Below are 17,213 nucleotides of genomic sequence, written 5' to 3'. Positions count from 1 at the left end.
GCTGGTCGGCCTCGGGCCAGCACAGCGCCATCGCCTGCTCGCGGTGCAGGCGGTGGCCGGGCGTGACGGCGAGCAGTTTCACCAGGGCCTGGGCGCTGGGCCGCGGCCACCGTTCGGGAGCGGCCGGACCTTCCTCACGTATGGCGCGAAAACCACCCATGAGGTGCAGACGCAGCACAGGAGCGTTGTCGCTGCTGCCCGTTGTCTGCCGTGCGTCCATGAGGGCGCCAGGTTAACCGAGCGTGCCGAGGGCCCCCTGGGGCGAGCCAGGGGGCCCTCGGCGCGGGGCAGGGCGGATCAGGACAGCGTGTACGTCGTCATCTGGTGGATGGCGTTGTCCACGGACAGCACCCCGCCGCCGAGGAGTCCGGCCGCGCGGTTGACCCCGAAGTGGTCGAAGTTGAGCGAGACCACATCGTCGACACCGTCCCCGTCGAGGTCGGCGGCGAGATAGGCCCGGCTGCCCATCAAGGTGGCGCCGCCCCGGCTCGACTGGAAGGAGTCACCGCTGGTCAGCTGCGACGGGTCGTACGCGGCCACACCGGCCTCCGTGCCGCCGAGCACCAGCTTGCGGCCGCCGGGCCCGGTGGCGAAGTCCGCGGTGCGCAGACTGGCGATCACGGAGCTGCGGGTGTCGACGCCGCCGGCGCCGTAGCCGCGGAACGTACCGAAGCTGATCGCGTACAGCGGTTCCTGCGCTGCCTCGCTCTCGTCGTCGATGAAGAAGTTGCCGTGCGACCAGGGGCTGCCGGTGGCGTCCTGGTGCAGCAGCTCACCGGTGCGGCCGTCGCGGATCTCCACGATGACCTTCGGCGACGCGGTGCTCAGGTCACCGGCGACGGTCGGGTCGGCCAGCACGATCCAGGTGTGCACGACGGCGTGCCCGTCCGCGTACGGGATCTTCGGCGAGGTGAACACCCCGTGGTCGAGGACCGCGCCGTGCAGCTTGCCGTCCACGGCCCGCTCGGGCGCCTCGGGTTCGGCGTTCCACTCCACCTTGCCCGTGGCGCCGTCGAGCGCCGCGCCGCCCACGACCGCGTCGCCCGCGAAGAGCGCGTTCTCGGTCGTGTACTGCGTGTGCACCCGGCCGTCGGCGACCACCGTGTCCGAGAAGACCACATCGCTGCGGTCGGTCGGCGCCGAGTACGTCCACAGGACCGCGCCGCTGCCGTCGTACACCCGCAGCGCGTCGGTCGGGACGAGGATCTCGTCCTTCCCGTCGCCGTTCACGTCGTCCACGGTCACCGAGCGGACGTACTCGCCCGCGCCGTCGATCGTGGTCCGCACCTTGCCGGTCGCGCCGTCGAGGACGACGGTCGCGGTGTCCGCGGCGACGACCACCTCGGGCTTCCCGTCGCCGTCGACGTCACCGGTCGCGATGTTCCGTACGGAGCCCGGCACTTGGGCCTGCCACAGCTGCTTCGGCTCGCCCCTGACCAGCGAGGGCCCTGACCACGCCCACACGCCGTTCGACGTGCCGCCCGCGATGACGTCCTGCTGCTTGTCACCGTCCAGGTCGGCGGCCTGCGCGTAGTTCAAGTCGCCTTGCAGCGCGGTGAGTTCCTTGGCCTTGCCACTGCCCAGGTTGTACGTGCGGATGTTCTGCGCCTGGTCGACGAGGCGTACGAAGTCCGCACCGCCCGAGCGGTAGATCTGGTGGTGCAGCGGCGAGGCGGCCGCACCCTGCTTGCGCCAGGTGACCTTGCCGCTGCCGTTGAGCACGGTGATCGAACCGTAGATCCGGCCGCCCGGGTTCTCGGCCGTGGTGATGCCGCGGTCGTCCTGGGAGGAGGCGACGAGCGTGCCGTTCACGGCGTCCAGGTCCCAGAAGCTGGGGCCGCTGCCGCCCGCGTTCTCGGCGTCCCGCTTGAGGGTGTGCGTCCAGTCGACGGTCGTCCCGTCCTTGCCCTCGAGCACCCGGATCGTGGCGGCGTTCACGGCGCCGTACGGCGTGAGCGTGGACTCGCCGACCGCGTACTCGGCGCCCGCGCTGTCGCTCACGTCGCCGACCGTCATGGCGGTGGCCAGCGCGTTGATCCTGGTGTCCAGGGTGGTGCGCGCGCCGCTCGCCAGGTCGTAGGAGACGAGTTCGTACTTCACGGCGTCGCTGGTGTCGGCCTGCTCCAGGGCGACCACGCGGCCTCGCGCGGCGTCCAGGTGGAGCTGTCGGCCGTAAAGGCCGCTGCCCGTGGACCATTTGACCGAACCGTCGGCGGTGTCGAGCACGAGCGTGGTGCCGTGCGCGGCGACATCGGCGGTCTTGCGCAGGTTCCAGGACACGGCGACCTTGCCGCCACCCAGATCCGCGAGTCCGCCCCAAGTGGCGGCACGGGCCTCGCCGGTGTCATGCGTCCAGGTCGCCGACGGAGTCAACTTGCCGTCCGCGTAACCGAATCGGATGCCCCGGAGCTTCGCGGTCTCGGTCGCCGGAGCGCCCCCGCTGTTCAGACGCGGGGAGTCCGCGACGAGCAGCGTCCCGTCGACGATCTTCACCATCGAGGCATACGAGTAGAGCTTCGACCACAGCGTCCTGCCGGTTCCGCCGTCGAGCACCGTCACGAACGTGCCGGTGTAGAGCGAGGAGCCGGGTGAGCTGAACGGCCGGTACGGGGAGTCGCCGACGGACGCCGCGAACACGAGGTCCGGGATGCCGTCACCGGTCAGATCCCCGGTGTCGTAGCCCTGGTCGGAGTAGGGCGCGAAGGGGCTGACGGCGTTGTAGCCCATCAGGGTCCGTGCCGGGTACGGCTCCTGCTGCCAGGGGCGCAGCGGCTTGACCTGCCAGTCCGCGTACAGCGAGGAGTTGGTGCGGGCCCACGCGGTGGAGCCGTCGGCCCGGTGCAGCTGGATGTTCCCCAGGCTGTGGACGGTGAAGTACCGGCCGCCGGCGGCAGGCACGGTGGCGCCGATGCCGCGTACGCCTTCGAGGGTGGACTTGGCGGTGAAGGCCACCGGGCCGTCGGCGGCGGTCTCGCCGGCCGTGGCTCCGTCGGCGGCCGCTTCCTCCGGGGTGGTGGAGTCCACGGCCGCCGACGCGTCGCCGTACACATCGACACCGATGCGGTCGGCGAGCTTCTCGGCCTCGGCGCTCGTCAGCCTCATCACCGGGCTGTCGTCGCCCTCGGCCGCCAGCGCGTGCGGGGCGGCGGTGAGGGTGAGCCCCGCCGCCATGAGCCCGGAGGCCAGGCGCAGACCGCGCCTCGAGGTGGGTGTTCCGGTCATCACTTGGCTCCCTGCACGATGCGGATCGCCGAACCGTCACCGAGGACGGCCTGGTCGAACGAGTACTGGAGGGCGTCGGAACCGCTCTGGTCCTCGATGCCGACGGTGGCGCCCGAACCGGCGCCCGGCACGGACTGGTACTGGAAGGTCACATCACCGGTGGCCTCGTCGAAGACCGCCTCGAAGGTGACGCGGCTGCCGGCGGACACCAGCACGGCCTGGTTCCAGACGACCGCGAACTTGCGGCTGCCGGCCTTCCCGGTGGTGGCCGTCTGCACGCTCGACTTTCGGTCGAGGGCCAGGTCGTCCCAGAACGGGGCGACGATGCCGTTGGGCTCCTCGGCCCCGGGCAGCGGGGTGTTGATGTAGTCACCGAGGCGCGGCTGCAGGAAGTTGACCAGTCCGTTGGTGGTGACGGACGCGCTGGAGTACTCGACTCCGTACAGGCTTACGGGGAAGGGTAGTTGGACTGTCTTCGCGTCCTCGTCCCCGCTGAGTGGGACGGCGGTGGAGCCCTTGATCCAGGAGTACGCGGCCGGGGTGCAGCCGTTGCCGTACCGGTCGGTGCGCGCGGGCAGCCGGACCGTCTCGTTCTCGGCGCCGTCGACGGTCAGGGGCGTACGCGAGACGCCGTTGCAGAGCACCGGCTCGGTGGGCGTCACGGTCAGCGTGTAGCCGCCCTCGGCGACCTTCGGCAGCGTGAACGTGCCGTCCGTACCCGTGCGGACCGCGTCCACCGGGATCCCGGTGACCTCGACGGTCGCCTTGGCGAGGGGCTTGCCGGTCACGTCGAGGACGGTGCCGGTGACGGCGTGGCTGGCGACCGCGTCCAGGGCGATGTCCTGCACCAGCGGCTGCCCGGCGGTCAGTTCGACCCCGGTGAGCTGCTTGGGGGCGTATCCGTAACCGCTGAGCGCGAACCCGTACGTGCCCGGGTCCACCGGCACCCGGTACGAACCGTCCGAGCCGGTGCTGACGATACGGGTGCCGGTCGTGGCGCCCGTGACCTTGATGTCGATGCCGGGCAGCGCGGCGCCGGTCGCCTTGTCGGTGACCTTGCCGGACACGGTGACGGCGGTGTGCGGGGACTTGTCGATGGAGGCGAGGATGTCGAGCTTGCCCTCGCCCCAGACGTTGTTGGCCTCGGCGGTGCCGCCGCAGCGGGTGTCCTCGACATTGCGGGCGCCCTGGTTCAGGAACGCGCGGGTGGCATCGATGTCACCGATCAGCGAAGGGGCCGCCGACCACAGCAGCGCGGTGGCGCCGGCGACGTGCGGGGTGGCCATCGACGTGCCCTTGATGGTGTTGTACGCCGAGCCGGGCCAGGTGGAACGGATGTCGACACCGGGCGCGGTGATGTTCGGCTTCATCGAGCCGTCGACCCGTGAGGGACCGAACCCGGAGAAGTTCGCGATCTTCCCGCTGCTGTCGTAGGCGCCGACACCGTAGGAGGGCGCCTGCGAGCCCGGGGCCTCACTGGTGGAGCAGGTCGTGCCGTCGCCCTTGTTGCCAGCGGCGAACGCCTCGAAGATCCCGGCGGCGTTCCAGGCCTCGACGATGTCCTGGTAGAAGGTCGTGTGGCCGCCGCCCCAGGAGTTGTTGACGATGTTCGGCGCCAGCTCGGGCTTGGGGTTCAGGCCGTCGCCGTCGGTCGGCGCGAGGATCCACTGCCCGGCCGCGAGCAGGTAGGAGTCGGTGCACTGATCCGTCTCGCACCCCTTGGCGGCGATCCACTTCGCCTTCGGCGCGACACCGATCCCGTTCGCGCCGACCATGGTGCCCATCGTGTGCGTGCCGTGCCCGTTGTTGTCACAGGGGACACCGCTCGTGGGGCACTGGCCGGTCGGGTCGTACCAGTTGTAGTCGTGGCTGAAGGTCCCGTCGCCCTTGTTGCCGCGGTAGTTGGAGACCAGATCCGGGTGGTCGAACTGCACACCGGAGTCGACGTTCGCGATGACGATGCCCTCACCGCGGTTGTCGTACTGCTCCCACACCTGATCGGCCTTGACATCGGCGATGCCCCACTCGGGCGTGCCGTCCGCGGCGGAACCGGTTATGGCCGGCCCGGCCTGCTCGACCTCATCGAGCGCGTACTGCCGCTCCTTGACCAGCTGGGCGACATCCGACCGCGCGGCGAGCTCCGCCACGAGTTCGGCATCACCCTCGACCCGTACGACATCGGCGATCCAGAAGTCCTGGTGCCCCACCTTCTGCTTGTCGAGGAAGGCGGTCAGGGACCGCTGGTTCTCCCGCGCGTGCTCACGCAGCGCGCCGTACGCGGCCTTCGCGCGCGCACCATGCGCCTTCTCGCCGCGCGCGGCGGACAGATCGGCCTGATCCTCGAGTACGACGAAGAAGGCGGCCTCGCCACCGTCCTCCACCGCGCTCGCCAGCGCGGAGTCGACCTTGGGACTGAGGCCGTTCCCGCTCTTCGCGTCATCGGCGGCGGCGGGCAGGGGGCTGGACAGCAGGGCGGCCGCCGCGGACAGCGAAACCGCCGCCCACAGGGCACGGCGACGCCGGGCCGGTCTTGGCAGGTGCATCGGGGGCTCCTCCAGGGAGGGTTCGGGGGAGCCCGGACGCTAAACAGCACCTGTTACTCGGACATTACTGAGCCTGCCGCATGTTCTGGAGCGGCCGGTTCGGCCGCTGGATCTACCCAGTTTGCGATGAACTCGTCAAACTCCTCTTCATGGACCAGGGGGTTGCTGCTGTGTGGGCTGCGGGTGTGGCCGGCTTCGCCAGCGCGGCAGGTGCCGCCGTAGGAGCGGGTGTGATGGCGCGCGGCGTTCGCAATCAAGTGCTCCAGCAGAGCGAACTCGACTCGCTCAGACAGCGGAGAGACGAGCTCAAGCAGAACTGCGCGGCCTTCCAAGCGACGCTCCGCGAGGCGCTGTTCGCACTGGAGGAGTCGGCGGAAGCGATGCGTGCCGCCTCGGACGAGGCGCACAACCGGCTTCGCAAAGCCATCCTGGCGGTGCACACCGGCCACTTCGACCACGTGATGACGCATGCGACGGGCAACATAGTGAACGTCGCGGCTGAGGCGCTCGACCGCCTCCAAAGGGCCGGCCGCGCCCTCGACACCCTCCGCCGGAACCCTGGTGAAGCCACCCCGGATTCGCCGTCCTACCTCCATTGGCTCGACCAGCAACGCAGCTACCTCGGCGCATACGAAATGTTCTGCAAAGAGGTACAACAACAGGTCACCAACGAAGCCCGAACGGCTTGACCCTCCTCGCGCTCCGGCGCGCACGCGAACAGGGCGCCACCCTCCGGAAGGCGCCGCCCTGTTGATCAAGCTTCTGTTCAGAGGATGCCGGTCAAGCCGGCAGCAAGATCGGCCACAAGCTCCAGACAACGAAAAGCCCCCGGGCCGATGACCTGGGGGTTCGAAGTGGAGCGGGTGACGAGAATCGAACTCGCGCTCTCAGCTTGGGAAGCTGATGTTCTACCATTAAACTACACCCGCATAACACGCGGCCGATGACCAGCGCATCGTCGCACACGATACCCCATCGACGGCCCCCGGTGCAGAGACCGGGGCCGTCGGCGTTCGCCCGCCGGGCGCCTTGGCGGGCGGACCGATGGTGGAGCCGGAGGGCGAACCGGGTGCGGGGGGCCGGAGTTGAGGCGTACCGTTGGAGCGCGGAGTGCCGCCTGGAGCAGCGTCCCTTTCATCCCGTAATGTGAGCTTTCGCCGTCACGACATGGGGAAGGGACCCGAGGACTTGATGGAACGCACCGTCGTCCGCTGTGCCGAGGGGCACGTGTTCAGCACCGTTTCGTTTCCGATGCAGCAGGCCGATCGCCTCGGCCCCGGACGGCTGATCCGCTGTCCTCGCTGCGCCCGGCTCCGGCATGCCGTGCCGGTGGAAGCGGCCAAGCAGCACTGAGCACAGTCACTTAACGACAGCGCGCGGGCCCGCCGGGATTTCGGCGGGCCCGCGCGCTCTGCGTATCCTCGGGACGTGCTTCTCTCAGACAAGGACATCCGGGCCGAGATCGATGCCGGGCGGGTACGCATCGATCCCTACGACGAATCCATGGTGCAGCCGTCGAGCATCGACGTGCGCCTCGACCGCTTCTTCCGGGTGTTCGAGAACCACCGCTACCCCCACATCGACCCCGCCATCGAGCAGGCCGATCTGACGCGGACGGTCGAGCCGGAGGGCGACGAGCCGTTCATCCTGCACCCCGGCGAGTTCGTGCTGGCCTCCACGTACGAGGTCATCACGCTCCCCGACGATCTCGCCAGCCGCCTCGAGGGCAAGAGCTCGCTCGGCCGCCTCGGGCTCGTCACGCACTCCACGGCAGGGTTCATCGACCCCGGCTTCTCGGGCCATGTGACCCTCGAGCTGTCTAATCTCGCCACGCTGCCGATCAAGCTCTGGCCGGGCATGAAGATCGGCCAGCTGTGCATGTTCCGGCTCTCCTCGCCGGCCGAATTCCCGTACGGCAGCGAGCGCTACGGCTCCCGCTACCAGGGGCAGCGGGGCCCGACGGCCTCCCGCTCCTTCCTCAACTTCCACCGCACCCAGGTCTGAGAACAGGTTCGAGAACAGCATGAGTGACGTACGCGAGAACCTGACTTACGACGGCTTCGGCGAGGCGGTCCGCGAACTCGCGCAGACCATCGCCGACGACGGCTACCGCCCCGACATCGTGCTGAGCATCGCGCGCGGCGGCGTCTTCGTCGCGGGCGGTCTCGCCTACGCCCTCGACTGCAAGAACATCCACCTGGTCAACGTGGAGTTCTACACGGGCGTGGGCACCACCCTCGACATGCCGGTGATGCTCGCCCCGGTGCCGAACGCGATCGACTTCTCGAACAAGAAGGTCCTGATCGCGGACGACGTCGCCGACACCGGCAAGACGCTCAAGCTCGTCCACGACTTCTGCCTCGACGCGGTGGCCGAGGTCCGCTCCGCCGTGATCTACGAGAAGTCCCACTCGCTGGTGAAGTGCGAGTACGTGTGGAAGCGCACGGACGAGTGGATCAACTTCCCGTGGAGCGTCCTGCCTCCCGTGCACAGGTCCGGCGAGGCGGCCAAGGAGAACAAGGAAGCCATCTGACCGGCGACCTCTGTTCGTCTGTCGGTACGCAGTTCATGGCGGTACGTGCCCGCCCCGACTGAACGGCCGGCCCGGGAGAATCCTCAGTCGAGGCAGAACTCGTTGCCCTCGATGTCCTGCATCACGATGCAGGACTCGTTCTCGCCGTCGGCATGCATCGTTCGCACATGGACCGCGCCCAGCGCGACCAGCCGCGCGCACTCGGCTTCCAGCGTGGCCAGACGCTCCTCGCCCACCAGCCCGATACCGGCCCGCACATCAAGATGCAGCCGGTTCTTGACGACCTTCCCTTCGGGAACACGCTGGAAGAGCACGCGCGGGCCGGCACCCGAGGGATCACTGCAGGCGAAGTAGACCGGCTGGTCCTCGGGCGGCAGCGAGTGGTGGTACTCCTCCCACGTGGCGAACCCCTCCGGGGCCGGAGGGACGACATACCCCAGCACTTCGCACCAGAAGGCGGCGAGACGCGCAGGTTCCGCGCAGTCGAAGGTCACTTGGATCTGCTTGATCGTCGGCATCGGCGCACGATAACAAGGCCGCCTGGCATACGACTTCGCAGGGCTGTCCGGCACAGGAGGAACGGGGACGGTCGGGCACGTACAGCCCTAGAACGTCCCGAGCTTGATGATCGAGAGGATCGCGATCAGCTGGATCGCGCTCGCGCCCAGGGCGCGGGGCCAGGGCAGGTCATGGGACTTGGAGACCATGGTCGTGAGCAGCGCCGCGGCGCCGATCCACGTGGCCCAGCCGAGGATCTGCACCAGGGGCGCGTCACCGCCGAGGAACATCGCGAAGATCAGGCGGGGTGCGTCCGTGAGCGACATGATCAGCATCGAGAGGCCGACCGTCGGCTGCCAGGCCCCGTCGCCGCCGAGCTGACGGGCCACGGTGTGGGTCACGACGCCGAGCACGAAGGCGCTGAGCACGATCGCCACACCCGTCGTCAGGACGATCGGGACGCTGGTCGCGAGCGTCGCGTTGATCGCGTCCTCGCGGGCGCCGTCGAAGCCGAAGACGGCGAGCAGTCCGTAGACGAACGTGACCAGGACGGCCGGGACCCACATGGTGTGGTCACGCATCTGCAGATACGTCTGGTTGGGGCGCAGGACCACCCCGCTGAGCAGCTGCTTCCAGTGCAGCCGCGGCCCGATCGGCGCGGGCGCCGCGCCGGCGCGGTAGGTACCGCCCTGGCTGTACGGGTCCTCGCCGACGGAGAAGGCCTGGGTGTGGCCCGGGTTGTTGTGCGGCGCGTACGGGTCGTGCGGAGGCCGCTGCTGCTGGTACGGGTCACCGAAGTACTCCGGCTCCCCGTGCGCACCGTGCCCCTGCCCCGGGTGGCCGCCGGCCTGCGGCCACTGCTGCTGCCCGGGCTGCTGCGGGTACCCGCCGGGGTACTGCTGCTGAGGGTACGGAGGCGCGGCGGGGCGGCCGTACGGCTGCTGCTGTCCGTACGGCGGCTGCTGCGGGTCGTGTTGCGGGCGCGGGGACTGGGGACGGTTGCCCCGGTTGCCGCGGCCGATCCTGAATCCAGCCACGTCATCGAACGTACCTGGTTCTGCTGTGCCCGTGGCCGGAGCGGCCGCAATACGGCCCCTTTGCGGCTGAGCTGTGACAACCCCTAGGGGGTCCCTGAGGGGGTGGCCGGATTGACGTCCGGCCGCCGTGCCATGAGGAGTGGTGGGCCGCCCGGCACCCGTGAACGCCGGGAAGGGTTGTACGGAATGTGGAGATTCTGTGGGAGCCGGGGCGGGACGGGCGGGGCCCGGGTCCGTATGAGGGGAGGCGGCTGCAGCGTATTGGTTGAATACGGGTGCATTTACGTTCTTGAGGCCCAATTTCGGGGTGCCCGTTACATTACGTACGGCTTACGCGGATCTCTCCCTCGTACCTTCGAAGAGGTCGTGCCGCACGGGCCGCGACCGCCGTACGAGATCCACGAGGACGTCATGCGAGTCACCCGTCGCGCCATCCGCGCCGCCGCCGTCAGCACCGGAGCCGTCGCCGCGCTGGCCGTGCCGGCCGGTGCGGTCGCCGCGCTCGCGCTGCCGGCCGGGACCGCGTACGCGGCTTCCGGGGCCGGCCAGGAGTCCGACGGCACCCGCATCACCATGCCCGACGGCCGTACCGCCAGGTTCGTCCACGGCGGCGCGGACGGCCTCCGGGTCGACATCGCGCTGCCGAACGGCGGCTTCCTCGGCTCGGTCGACCCCCGCAGCCCGAGCACCGTCAATGACGGCTGGACGTACAAGCTCGTACGCGACGGACGCGCAGGGGGCGCAGGGGACGACGCATCCAAGTTCGTCGTGGTCGACGGCCGCGGCGGCTGCAGCTGGGTGTACGACGTGCGCGGCCGGCTCCTCGAGAAGCACTCGGCCGGCAAGCCCTCGGCCGACCGCCCCGGCGGTGCCCGCGCCTCCTCGTACAGGAGCCAGGTCACCACACCGCTCGGCGGCGTCCGCGCCGGTACGCAGGAGCAGCAGGTCTCCCGCCCGGTCAGCGCCCCCCTCGTCGCCGCCGGCGGCGGTATCGCGGCGGCGGGGGCGGCCGGTCTCGGCTTCGCCGTGCTGCGGCGGCGCGCGAGTTGATGCCGGCGGCGGCGACCGCGGGGCATCCCACAAACTGACTGAGGGGCCGGCACGGGGCGGCCCCTCAGTCATTTCCTTCGTACGGGCGAGTCGGCCGGCCGAGCGAGCAACTCGGCTGTCCGAGCCGGCAACTCGGCTGTCCGGGCCGCTACTTCACCGGCTCCGGCTCCGGAGCGTCCTCGGTCTCCTGCGAACCGGCCGGGTCCACCGGGGTCTTGACCGAGTCGAGCAGCAGCTGGGCCACGTCCACGACCTGGAGCGATTCCTTCGCCTGGCCGTCGTTCTTCTTGCCGTTGACCGAGTCGGTCAGCATCACGAGGCAGAACGGGCAGGCGGTCGACACGATGTCCGGGTTGACGGACAGCGCCTCGTCCACGCGCTCGGTGTTGATGCGCTTGCCGATCCGCTCCTCCATCCACATCCGCGCACCGCCGGCGCCGCAGCAGAAGCCGCGCTCCTTGTGGCGGTGCATCTCCTGCTGACGCAGGCCGGGGACGGCGGACATGATCTCGCGCGGCGGCGTGTAGATCTTGTTGTGCCGGCCCAGGTAGCACGGGTCGTGGTAGGTGATCAGACCCTCGACGGGCGTGACCGGGATCAGCTTGCCCTCGTCGATGAGGTGCTGGAGCAGCTGCGTGTGGTGGATGACCTCGTAGTCGCCGCCGAGCTGCGGGTACTCGTTGCCGAGCGTGTTGAGGCAGTGCGGGCAGGTGGCGACGATCTTCTTCGCGGACTTGGGCTTCGCCGACTCGGGAGTGACCTTGCCGTCGTCGTCCATCTCCTCGCCGAACGCCATGTTGAGCGCCATGACGTTCTCCATGCCGAGCTCCTGGAACAGGGGCTCGTTGCCGAGACGGCGTGCGGAGTCACCGGTGCACTTCTCGTCGCCGCCCATGATCGCGAACTTGACGCCCGCCATGTGCAGGAGCTCCGCGAAGGCCTTCGTGGTCTTCTTGGCGCGGTCTTCGAGCGCACCCGCGCAGCCGACCCAGTACAGGTACTCGACCTCGGTCAGGTCCTCGATGTCCTTGCCGACGACCGGCACCTCGAACTCGACTTCCTTGAGCCACTCGAGGCGCTGCTTCTTGGCCAGACCCCAGGGGTTGCCCTTCTTCTCCAGGTTCTTGAGCATCGTGCCCGCCTCGGACGGGAACGCGGACTCGATCATCACCTGGTAGCGGCGCATGTCGACGATGTGGTCGACGTGCTCGATGTCGACAGGGCACTGCTCCACGCAGGCGCCGCAGGTGGTGCAGGACCACAGGACGTCGGGGTCGATGACGCCGTTCTCTTCGAGCGTGCCGATCAGCGGGCGCTCGGCTTCCGCGAGAGCGGCGGCGGGCACGCCTGCCAGCTGCTCCTCGGACGCCTTCTCCTCGCCCTCCATCGTCTTGCCGCCACCGGCGAGCAGATACGGGGCCTTGGCGTGCGCGTGGTCGCGCAGCGACATGATCAGGAGCTTGGGCGAGAGCGGCTTGCCCGTGTTCCAGGCCGGGCACTGCGACTGGCAGCGGCCGCACTCGGTGCAGGTGGAGAAGTCGAGCAGACCCTTCCAGCTGAACTGCTCGACCTGCGAGACACCGAAGACGTCGTCGTCACCGGGGTCGGTGAAGTCGATCGCCTTGCCGCCCGACGTCATCGGCTGCAGTGCGCCGAGCGCGACCTCACCGGTGGCGTTGCGCTTGAACCAGATGTTGGGGAAGGCGAGGAAGCGGTGCCAGGCCACACCCATGTTGGTGTTGAGCGAGACCACGATCATCCAGATGAAGGAGACCGAGATCTTGATCATCGCGACCAGGTAGACCAGGTTCTGCAGCACCCCGAGGCTCAGGCCCTTGAAGGCGAGCACCAGCGGGTACGAGGCGAAGTACCCGGCCTCGTAACCCTCGACGTGGTGCAGCGCGCCCTCGAGTCCGCGCAGCACGTAGATCGCGAGACCGATGGTGAGGATGACGGCCTCGACGAAGTACGCCTGGCCGGCCTTCGAGCCCTGGAAGCGGGACTTGCGGCCGGGCCGCGTCGGCAGGCTGAACACCCGGATCGTGATGAGGATCGCGATACCGATGATCGTCATCGCACCGATGAACTCGGTGTACATCTCGAACGGCAGCCACTCACCGATGACGGGGAGCATCCAGTCGGCCTTGAAGAGCTGACCGAACGCCTGCACCAGGGTCGGCGGCAGCGTCAGGAAGCCGATCGCCACGAACCAGTGGGCGAACCCGACGATGCCCCAGCGGTTCATCCGCGTATGCCCGAGGAACTCCCGTACCAGCGTCACACTGCGCTGGTACGGGTTGTCCTTGCGGGCGCCCGCAGGCAGCGGCTGGCCCAGCTGGAAATAGCGGACGAACTGGCCGATGGCGCGTGCGATGAGCGCGACGCCGATCACGGTCAGAACCAACGACACGATGATCGCGGCGAGTTGCATGAGGGCTCCTCGGGCCTGCGAGGCGGGGGCTTCAGTGAAGATTACTAAGCGGTAACTTACCCGGCTCGTCTGAGCCTACCCACTTCCGATGGTGCAATGTAGCCAGGCTCACGGTGATCTGTGTCGCTGAGGTCTGCCTTGGTTGGGCCGCGGGGCCCGCTACAGCCGCTCGACGCCCGGTGCGCCGGCGCACCGGTTGCGGGCGTCGAAGACGTAACCGGACTCGCGCGTCACGAGCCCGTAGTCGAAGCAGTCGTGGTCGGTGGCGATGATCACGGCGTCCGCCTCGCGCAGCTCCGGCGCCGTGAGCTCCACGCACAGCACCTCGGACGGCAGCCGGAACGGATCGGCGTAGGGCTCGACGGCGCGGACCCGGGCGCCGCGGGCCAGGAGCAGTTCGGCGATGGCGACGGCGGGGGATTCGCGTACGTCCCCGGTGTTCTTCTTGTACGCGAGCCCGAGCAGCAGGATCCGCGCCCCCGTGAGCGGGCGGCCCAGGCCGGTCTCGACGCGGCGGACGACCTGCTCCGGCATCCCGTCGTTGATCTCCTGGGCGAGTGAGACGAACCGGACGTCGTGCTGCAGCTGCTGCCGCACCTGCCAGGACAGGTACGAGGGGTCGACCGGCAGGCAGTGTCCGCCCACGCCGGGCCCCGGGTAGAAGGGCATGAAGCCGAAGGGCTTCGTGGCCGCCGCGTCCACCGCCTCCCAGATGTCCACGCCGAGCGGCCGTGCGCACAGGGCGAGTTCGTTGACCAGGGCGATGTTGACCTGCCGGAAGGTGTTCTCCAGGAGCTTGGTCAGCTCGGCGGTGCGGGTCGAGGTGACCGGGACGGTGCGCGCGACGATCCGGTCGTAGAAGGCCTCGACGGCCTCCAGGGACTGCTCGTCGACGCCCGAGACGACCTTGGGCGTGTTCTCGAGCCGCCAGCGGGAGTTGCCCGGGTCGATCCGCTCGGGGCTGTAGCCGAGGTGGAAGTCGCGGCCGGGGCGCAGACCGCTGCCGGCCTCGAGCAGCGGGGCGAGCACGTCCTCCGTGGTGCCGGGGTAGCTGGTCGACTCCAGGACGACGGTCGAACCGGTGCGTACATACGGGGCGATCGCCCGGGCCGCGCTCTCGATGTACGAGAGGTCGGGGGCGCCGTCGAGCAGCGGGGTCGGCACGGTGATCACGCAGACGTCGAAGCCCTCGGCCGCGTCCGGATCGGCGGTGACCTGGAGCCGGCCCTCGTCGAGCGCGGCGAGCAGCCGCGCGGACTCGATGTCCTCCACGTACGAATCGCCCATGGCCAGCTGCTTGATCCGCTGCCGGTCCGTGTCGATGCCGACGACCCGCAGCCCGGTCTCCGTCGCGCGCAGCGCGAGCGGCAGGCCGACGTAACCGAGGCCGATGACCACGACGCGCTCGGACGAAGGGGTTTCCGATACGGCCATGCGCTGCTGCATGAGCTGCCCTCAATTCGACTGAATCTGATCGATATCGACCAGGCGTTTCGGTCAGATGTGATGAAGCGAATCGTGTTATTCACCACATATTGGGACATAGCGAACTAGCTTATGGAGCGCTCGAACCCGGTGCGTGCGTGCTGCATCACCCCGATACCGCAACAGAACGGGCGGATTCATGGCCAGCGACTCCACGACGTACCTGGTGACCGGCGGTGCCGGTTTCATCGGGTCGCATCTCACCGAGGCCCTGCTCGCCCGCGGCGACTCCGTGGTCGTGCTCGACGACCTCTCGACCGGGGACCTGGCCAACCTCGCCGCGGTCATGGACCATCCACGGCTGCGCTTCGTGCGCGGCTCGATCCTGCAGCCCGAACTCGTCACCGATCTGACCGGGCGCTGCGACGCCGTGGTCCACCTCGCGGCCGCCGTCGGGGTGCGGCTGATCGTCGAGCAGCCGCTGAAGTCCTTCGTCACCAACATCCGCGGCACCGAGAACGTGATCGCCGCGGCGCACCGCCACCACCGTCCGCTGCTGCTCGCCTCCACCTCGGAGATCTACGGCAAGAACGGCGCGGGCCCCGTCGCCGAGACCGCGGACCGGATCCTCGGCCAGACCGGCGTCGCGCGCTGGTCGTACTCCACCGCGAAGGCCGTCGACGAGATCCTCGCGCTCGCCCATCACCACGAGTACGGCCTGCCCGTCGCGGTCGTACGGCTCTTCAACACCGTCGGCCCGCGCCAGTCCCCCGCGTACGGCATGGTCATCCCGCGCCTGGTGCGCCAGGCCCTGGCCGGCGAACCCCTCACCGTGCACGGCGACGGACGCCAGCGCCGCTGCTTCGCCCATGTCGCCGACGTGGTCGACGCACTGCTCAAGCTCCTCGACCACCCGGGCGCCGTCGGCGGCATCTTCAACGTCGGCACCGGCGAGGAGACCTCGATCGCCGAACTCGCCGCCCGGGTCGTCGCCCGCACGCAGAGCCCCTCACCGATCGCGCTCATCCCGTACGAGCAGGTCTACGCGAGCGGGTTCGAGGACATGGAACGCCGCGTCCCCGACACCACCCGGCTGCGTGAACTCACCGGCTGGGCGCCCCGGTTCGGCCTCGACGAGATCCTCGACACGACGATCGCCGAGATGCGCCGCCACAAGCCCGACACCCCGGGTGTCCCGCGCCCGGCTCCCTCGGACCTCGCCTCCGTGCCGAGGGCCTGACAGGACTGAAGGCCATGCTCTACACCCTCGTGGCGGCCGTCGCCGCCGTGCTCCTGACCGCACTGCTCACCCGTTTCGTCCGCGTACTCGCGCTGCGCACCGGCCGGTTGGACCGGCCGGGCGCACGCAAGGCGCACAGCCGGCCGACGCCGCACCTCGGCGGTGTCGCGGTGGCCGCCGGCACCCTCGTGGTGAGCTGCACGGGGTACGCCCCGCTCGGCCCCGGCACGGAACGGCTCCTGTGGGCCGCTTCGGCCGTGGCCCTGCTCGGCCTCCTCGACGACATGCGGCCGCTCGGCGCACGGATCCGCCTGGTGGTGGAGGGCGCGGCCGCGCTCTTCGTGGTGTACGACAGCGGATTGACGTTCCTGGCCGGGCTCTGCGCCGTGGCGTGGATCGTCTTCGTCACCAACGCCTTCAACCTGCTCGACAACTCCGACGGCGCGATGGGCACGGTGGGCGCGGTCACCGCGCTCGGCCTCGCCCTGTGCGCGGCGGCCGAAGGACGGGCCGACCTGGCCCTCGTCCTGACGGTCCTGGCCGCGGCGCTCGGCGGCTTCCTCGGCCACAACTGGCATCCGGCCAAGATCTTCCTCGGCGACTGCGGCTCCCTGTTCACCGGCTTCCTGCTCGCCTCGGCCGCGGTCGCCGTGCACACCGGGCACGAGGCGCTGCCCACCGCGGCGGGACTGCTGACCCTGACCGTGGTCGTCACGGCCGACACCGCCCTGGTCATCGTCTCGCGCCGCCGCGCGGGCCGCCCGCTGCTGCTCGGCGGCACCGACCACACCGCCCACCGGCTGCGCCGGGTCGGGTTCACGGTGCCGGGGGCCGCGGTGGTCCTCGGCGCGGTGGCCTTCGCGGGCACGCTGACGGCGTTCCTGATGCACCGGGGCGTGGCGGGCCCGAGCGCGGCAACTCCCTTGCTCCTCGCGGTGGTCGGCGGACTGTGGGCCTTGCTGAAGGTCCCGGTGTACGGGGCGCATGCGCGGCTCGGGGGTGCGGGGCGTGCAGGTGCAGGCGGTACGGCGCGTACGGGTGCGGGTGCCGCGGGTGCGGGACGTACGCCGGTCGCGATCACCCGCCCGTCGGCCACCGGCTCGACCCGTTCCGCCACCGCGGTGCGCAAGCGCCCGGTGGGCGGCCCGCGCATCGTGGCGGCCGCGGCCCGCACGGCCGACGGCCCGCGGACGCTGGCGCTGCGCACGGGCGGGGCATCCCGTACCCGTCCGGT

The 17,213-nt window shown here is 69.8% G+C and carries 14 protein-coding genes and 1 tRNA gene; 7 read left to right on the top strand and 8 right to left on the bottom strand.

The window, feature by feature from the left end; genetic code table 11:
• The 3 genes from ABT367_RS35145 to ABT367_RS35135 form a co-directional block, all read right to left on the bottom strand.
• Window positions 1-220, bottom strand: a 220-nt coding sequence (locus tag ABT367_RS35145) for a hypothetical protein (protein ID WP_352257342.1), incomplete at its 3' end; no start/stop codon positions are given.
• 77 nt (window positions 221-297) lie between these two features.
• Window positions 298-3,222, bottom strand: a complete 2,925-nt coding sequence (locus tag ABT367_RS35140; RefSeq protein ID WP_352257341.1) for a VCBS repeat-containing protein — start codon at window positions 3,220-3,222, stop codon at window positions 298-300.
• The gene (locus ABT367_RS35135) at window positions 3,222-5,765 is read right to left on the bottom strand and encodes a S8 family serine peptidase (protein ID WP_352257340.1); all 2,544 of its coding nucleotides are present in this window, start codon (window positions 5,763-5,765) and stop codon (window positions 3,222-3,224) included. Before ABT367_RS35135 ends, ABT367_RS35140 begins: the two co-directional genes overlap by 1 nt.
• Before the next feature lie 80 nt (window positions 5,766-5,845).
• Between ABT367_RS35135 and ABT367_RS35130 the strand changes: the two genes are divergently transcribed.
• The gene (locus tag ABT367_RS35130) at window positions 5,846-6,454 is read left to right on the top strand and encodes a hypothetical protein (protein WP_352257339.1); all 609 of its coding nucleotides are present in this window, start codon (window positions 5,846-5,848) and stop codon (window positions 6,452-6,454) included.
• A 166-nt stretch (window positions 6,455-6,620) separates the two neighbouring features.
• On the opposite strand, the gene ABT367_RS35125 is transcribed toward ABT367_RS35130, so the two are convergent.
• Window positions 6,621-6,694, bottom strand: a tRNA-Gly gene (locus ABT367_RS35125).
• A 262-nt stretch (window positions 6,695-6,956) separates the two neighbouring features.
• On the opposite strand from ABT367_RS35125, the gene ABT367_RS35120 reads away from it, so the two are divergent.
• The 3 genes from ABT367_RS35120 to ABT367_RS35110 all read left to right on the top strand — a co-directional run bounded on the left by ABT367_RS35120 (window position 6,957) and on the right by ABT367_RS35110 (window position 8,298).
• The gene (locus ABT367_RS35120; RefSeq protein WP_206343604.1) at window positions 6,957-7,118 is read left to right on the top strand and encodes a hypothetical protein; all 162 of its coding nucleotides are present in this window, start codon (window positions 6,957-6,959) and stop codon (window positions 7,116-7,118) included.
• A 75-nt stretch (window positions 7,119-7,193) separates the two neighbouring features.
• Window positions 7,194-7,769 (top strand): dCTP deaminase, encoded by a 576-nt coding sequence (gene dcd / locus ABT367_RS35115; protein WP_165331746.1) that lies wholly within the window; start codon window positions 7,194-7,196, stop codon window positions 7,767-7,769.
• A gap of 19 nt (window positions 7,770-7,788) precedes the next feature.
• Window positions 7,789-8,298 (top strand): phosphoribosyltransferase, encoded by a 510-nt coding sequence (locus ABT367_RS35110; RefSeq protein WP_352257338.1) that lies wholly within the window; start codon window positions 7,789-7,791, stop codon window positions 8,296-8,298.
• A gap of 83 nt (window positions 8,299-8,381) precedes the next feature.
• Here the strand turns inward: ABT367_RS35110 and ABT367_RS35105 are convergent, their stop codons facing one another.
• Window positions 8,382-8,816: a VOC family protein gene (locus ABT367_RS35105; protein WP_352257337.1), complete on the bottom strand. Its 435-nt coding sequence runs from the start codon at window positions 8,814-8,816 to the stop codon at window positions 8,382-8,384.
• An 87-nt stretch (window positions 8,817-8,903) separates the two neighbouring features.
• Window positions 8,904-9,833, bottom strand: a complete 930-nt coding sequence (locus ABT367_RS35100; RefSeq protein WP_352257336.1) for a Yip1 family protein — start codon at window positions 9,831-9,833, stop codon at window positions 8,904-8,906.
• Between the two features lie 411 nt (window positions 9,834-10,244).
• Between ABT367_RS35100 and ABT367_RS35095 the strand changes: the two genes are divergently transcribed.
• Window positions 10,245-10,883, top strand: coding sequence for a hypothetical protein (locus ABT367_RS35095; RefSeq protein WP_352257335.1), 639 nt, complete (start codon window positions 10,245-10,247; stop codon window positions 10,881-10,883).
• Between the two features lie 148 nt (window positions 10,884-11,031).
• On the opposite strand, the gene ABT367_RS35090 is transcribed toward ABT367_RS35095, so the two are convergent.
• Both ABT367_RS35090 and ABT367_RS35085 read right to left on the bottom strand, forming a co-directional pair.
• Window positions 11,032-13,314 (bottom strand): (Fe-S)-binding protein, encoded by a 2,283-nt coding sequence (locus ABT367_RS35090; protein WP_352257334.1) that lies wholly within the window; start codon window positions 13,312-13,314, stop codon window positions 11,032-11,034.
• A gap of 159 nt (window positions 13,315-13,473) precedes the next feature.
• On the bottom strand, window positions 13,474-14,748 hold the full coding sequence (locus ABT367_RS35085) for a nucleotide sugar dehydrogenase (RefSeq protein WP_352257333.1): 1,275 nt from the start codon (window positions 14,746-14,748) through the stop codon (window positions 13,474-13,476).
• A 190-nt stretch (window positions 14,749-14,938) separates the two neighbouring features.
• Between ABT367_RS35085 and ABT367_RS35080 the strand changes: the two genes are divergently transcribed.
• Both ABT367_RS35080 and ABT367_RS35075 read left to right on the top strand, forming a co-directional pair.
• On the top strand, window positions 14,939-15,979 hold the full coding sequence (locus ABT367_RS35080) for an NAD-dependent epimerase/dehydratase family protein (RefSeq protein ID WP_352257332.1): 1,041 nt from the start codon (window positions 14,939-14,941) through the stop codon (window positions 15,977-15,979).
• Between the two features lie 14 nt (window positions 15,980-15,993).
• A partial coding sequence (locus ABT367_RS35075) for an MraY family glycosyltransferase (protein ID WP_352257331.1) occupies window positions 15,994-17,213 on the top strand: 1,220 nt, incomplete at its 3' end.

It is taken from the genome of Streptomyces mesophilus, from assembly GCF_040300965.1.
Lineage (GTDB): Bacteria > Actinomycetota > Actinomycetes > Streptomycetales > Streptomycetaceae > Streptomyces > Streptomyces mesophilus_A.
The sequence above is the reverse complement of the archived record's forward strand: the minus strand, read 5'-3'. Positions and strand labels throughout refer to the sequence as shown.

What these genes read in the sequence shown, in the direction of transcription:
- ABT367_RS35135 (WP_352257340.1), bottom strand. Translation starts at nt 5,765, where the DNA reads ATGCACCTGCCAAGACCGGCCCGGCGTCGCCGTGCCCTGTGGGCGGCG.
- ABT367_RS35110 (WP_352257338.1), top strand. Translation starts at nt 7,789, where the DNA reads ATGAGTGACGTACGCGAGAACCTGACTTACGACGGCTTCGGCGAGGCG.
- ABT367_RS35080 (WP_352257332.1), top strand. Translation starts at nt 14,939, where the DNA reads ATGGCCAGCGACTCCACGACGTACCTGGTGACCGGCGGTGCCGGTTTC.
- ABT367_RS35085 (WP_352257333.1), bottom strand. Translation starts at nt 14,748, where the DNA reads ATGGCCGTATCGGAAACCCCTTCGTCCGAGCGCGTCGTGGTCATCGGC.
- ABT367_RS35095 (WP_352257335.1), top strand. Translation starts at nt 10,245, where the DNA reads ATGCGAGTCACCCGTCGCGCCATCCGCGCCGCCGCCGTCAGCACCGGA.
- ABT367_RS35105 (WP_352257337.1), bottom strand. Translation starts at nt 8,816, where the DNA reads ATGCCGACGATCAAGCAGATCCAAGTGACCTTCGACTGCGCGGAACCT.
- ABT367_RS35130 (WP_352257339.1), top strand. Translation starts at nt 5,846, where the DNA reads ATGTTCTGGAGCGGCCGGTTCGGCCGCTGGATCTACCCAGTTTGCGAT.
- ABT367_RS35120 (WP_206343604.1), top strand. Translation starts at nt 6,957, where the DNA reads ATGGAACGCACCGTCGTCCGCTGTGCCGAGGGGCACGTGTTCAGCACC.
- ABT367_RS35140 (WP_352257341.1), bottom strand. Translation starts at nt 3,222, where the DNA reads ATGACCGGAACACCCACCTCGAGGCGCGGTCTGCGCCTGGCCTCCGGG.
- ABT367_RS35090 (WP_352257334.1), bottom strand. Translation starts at nt 13,314, where the DNA reads ATGCAACTCGCCGCGATCATCGTGTCGTTGGTTCTGACCGTGATCGGC.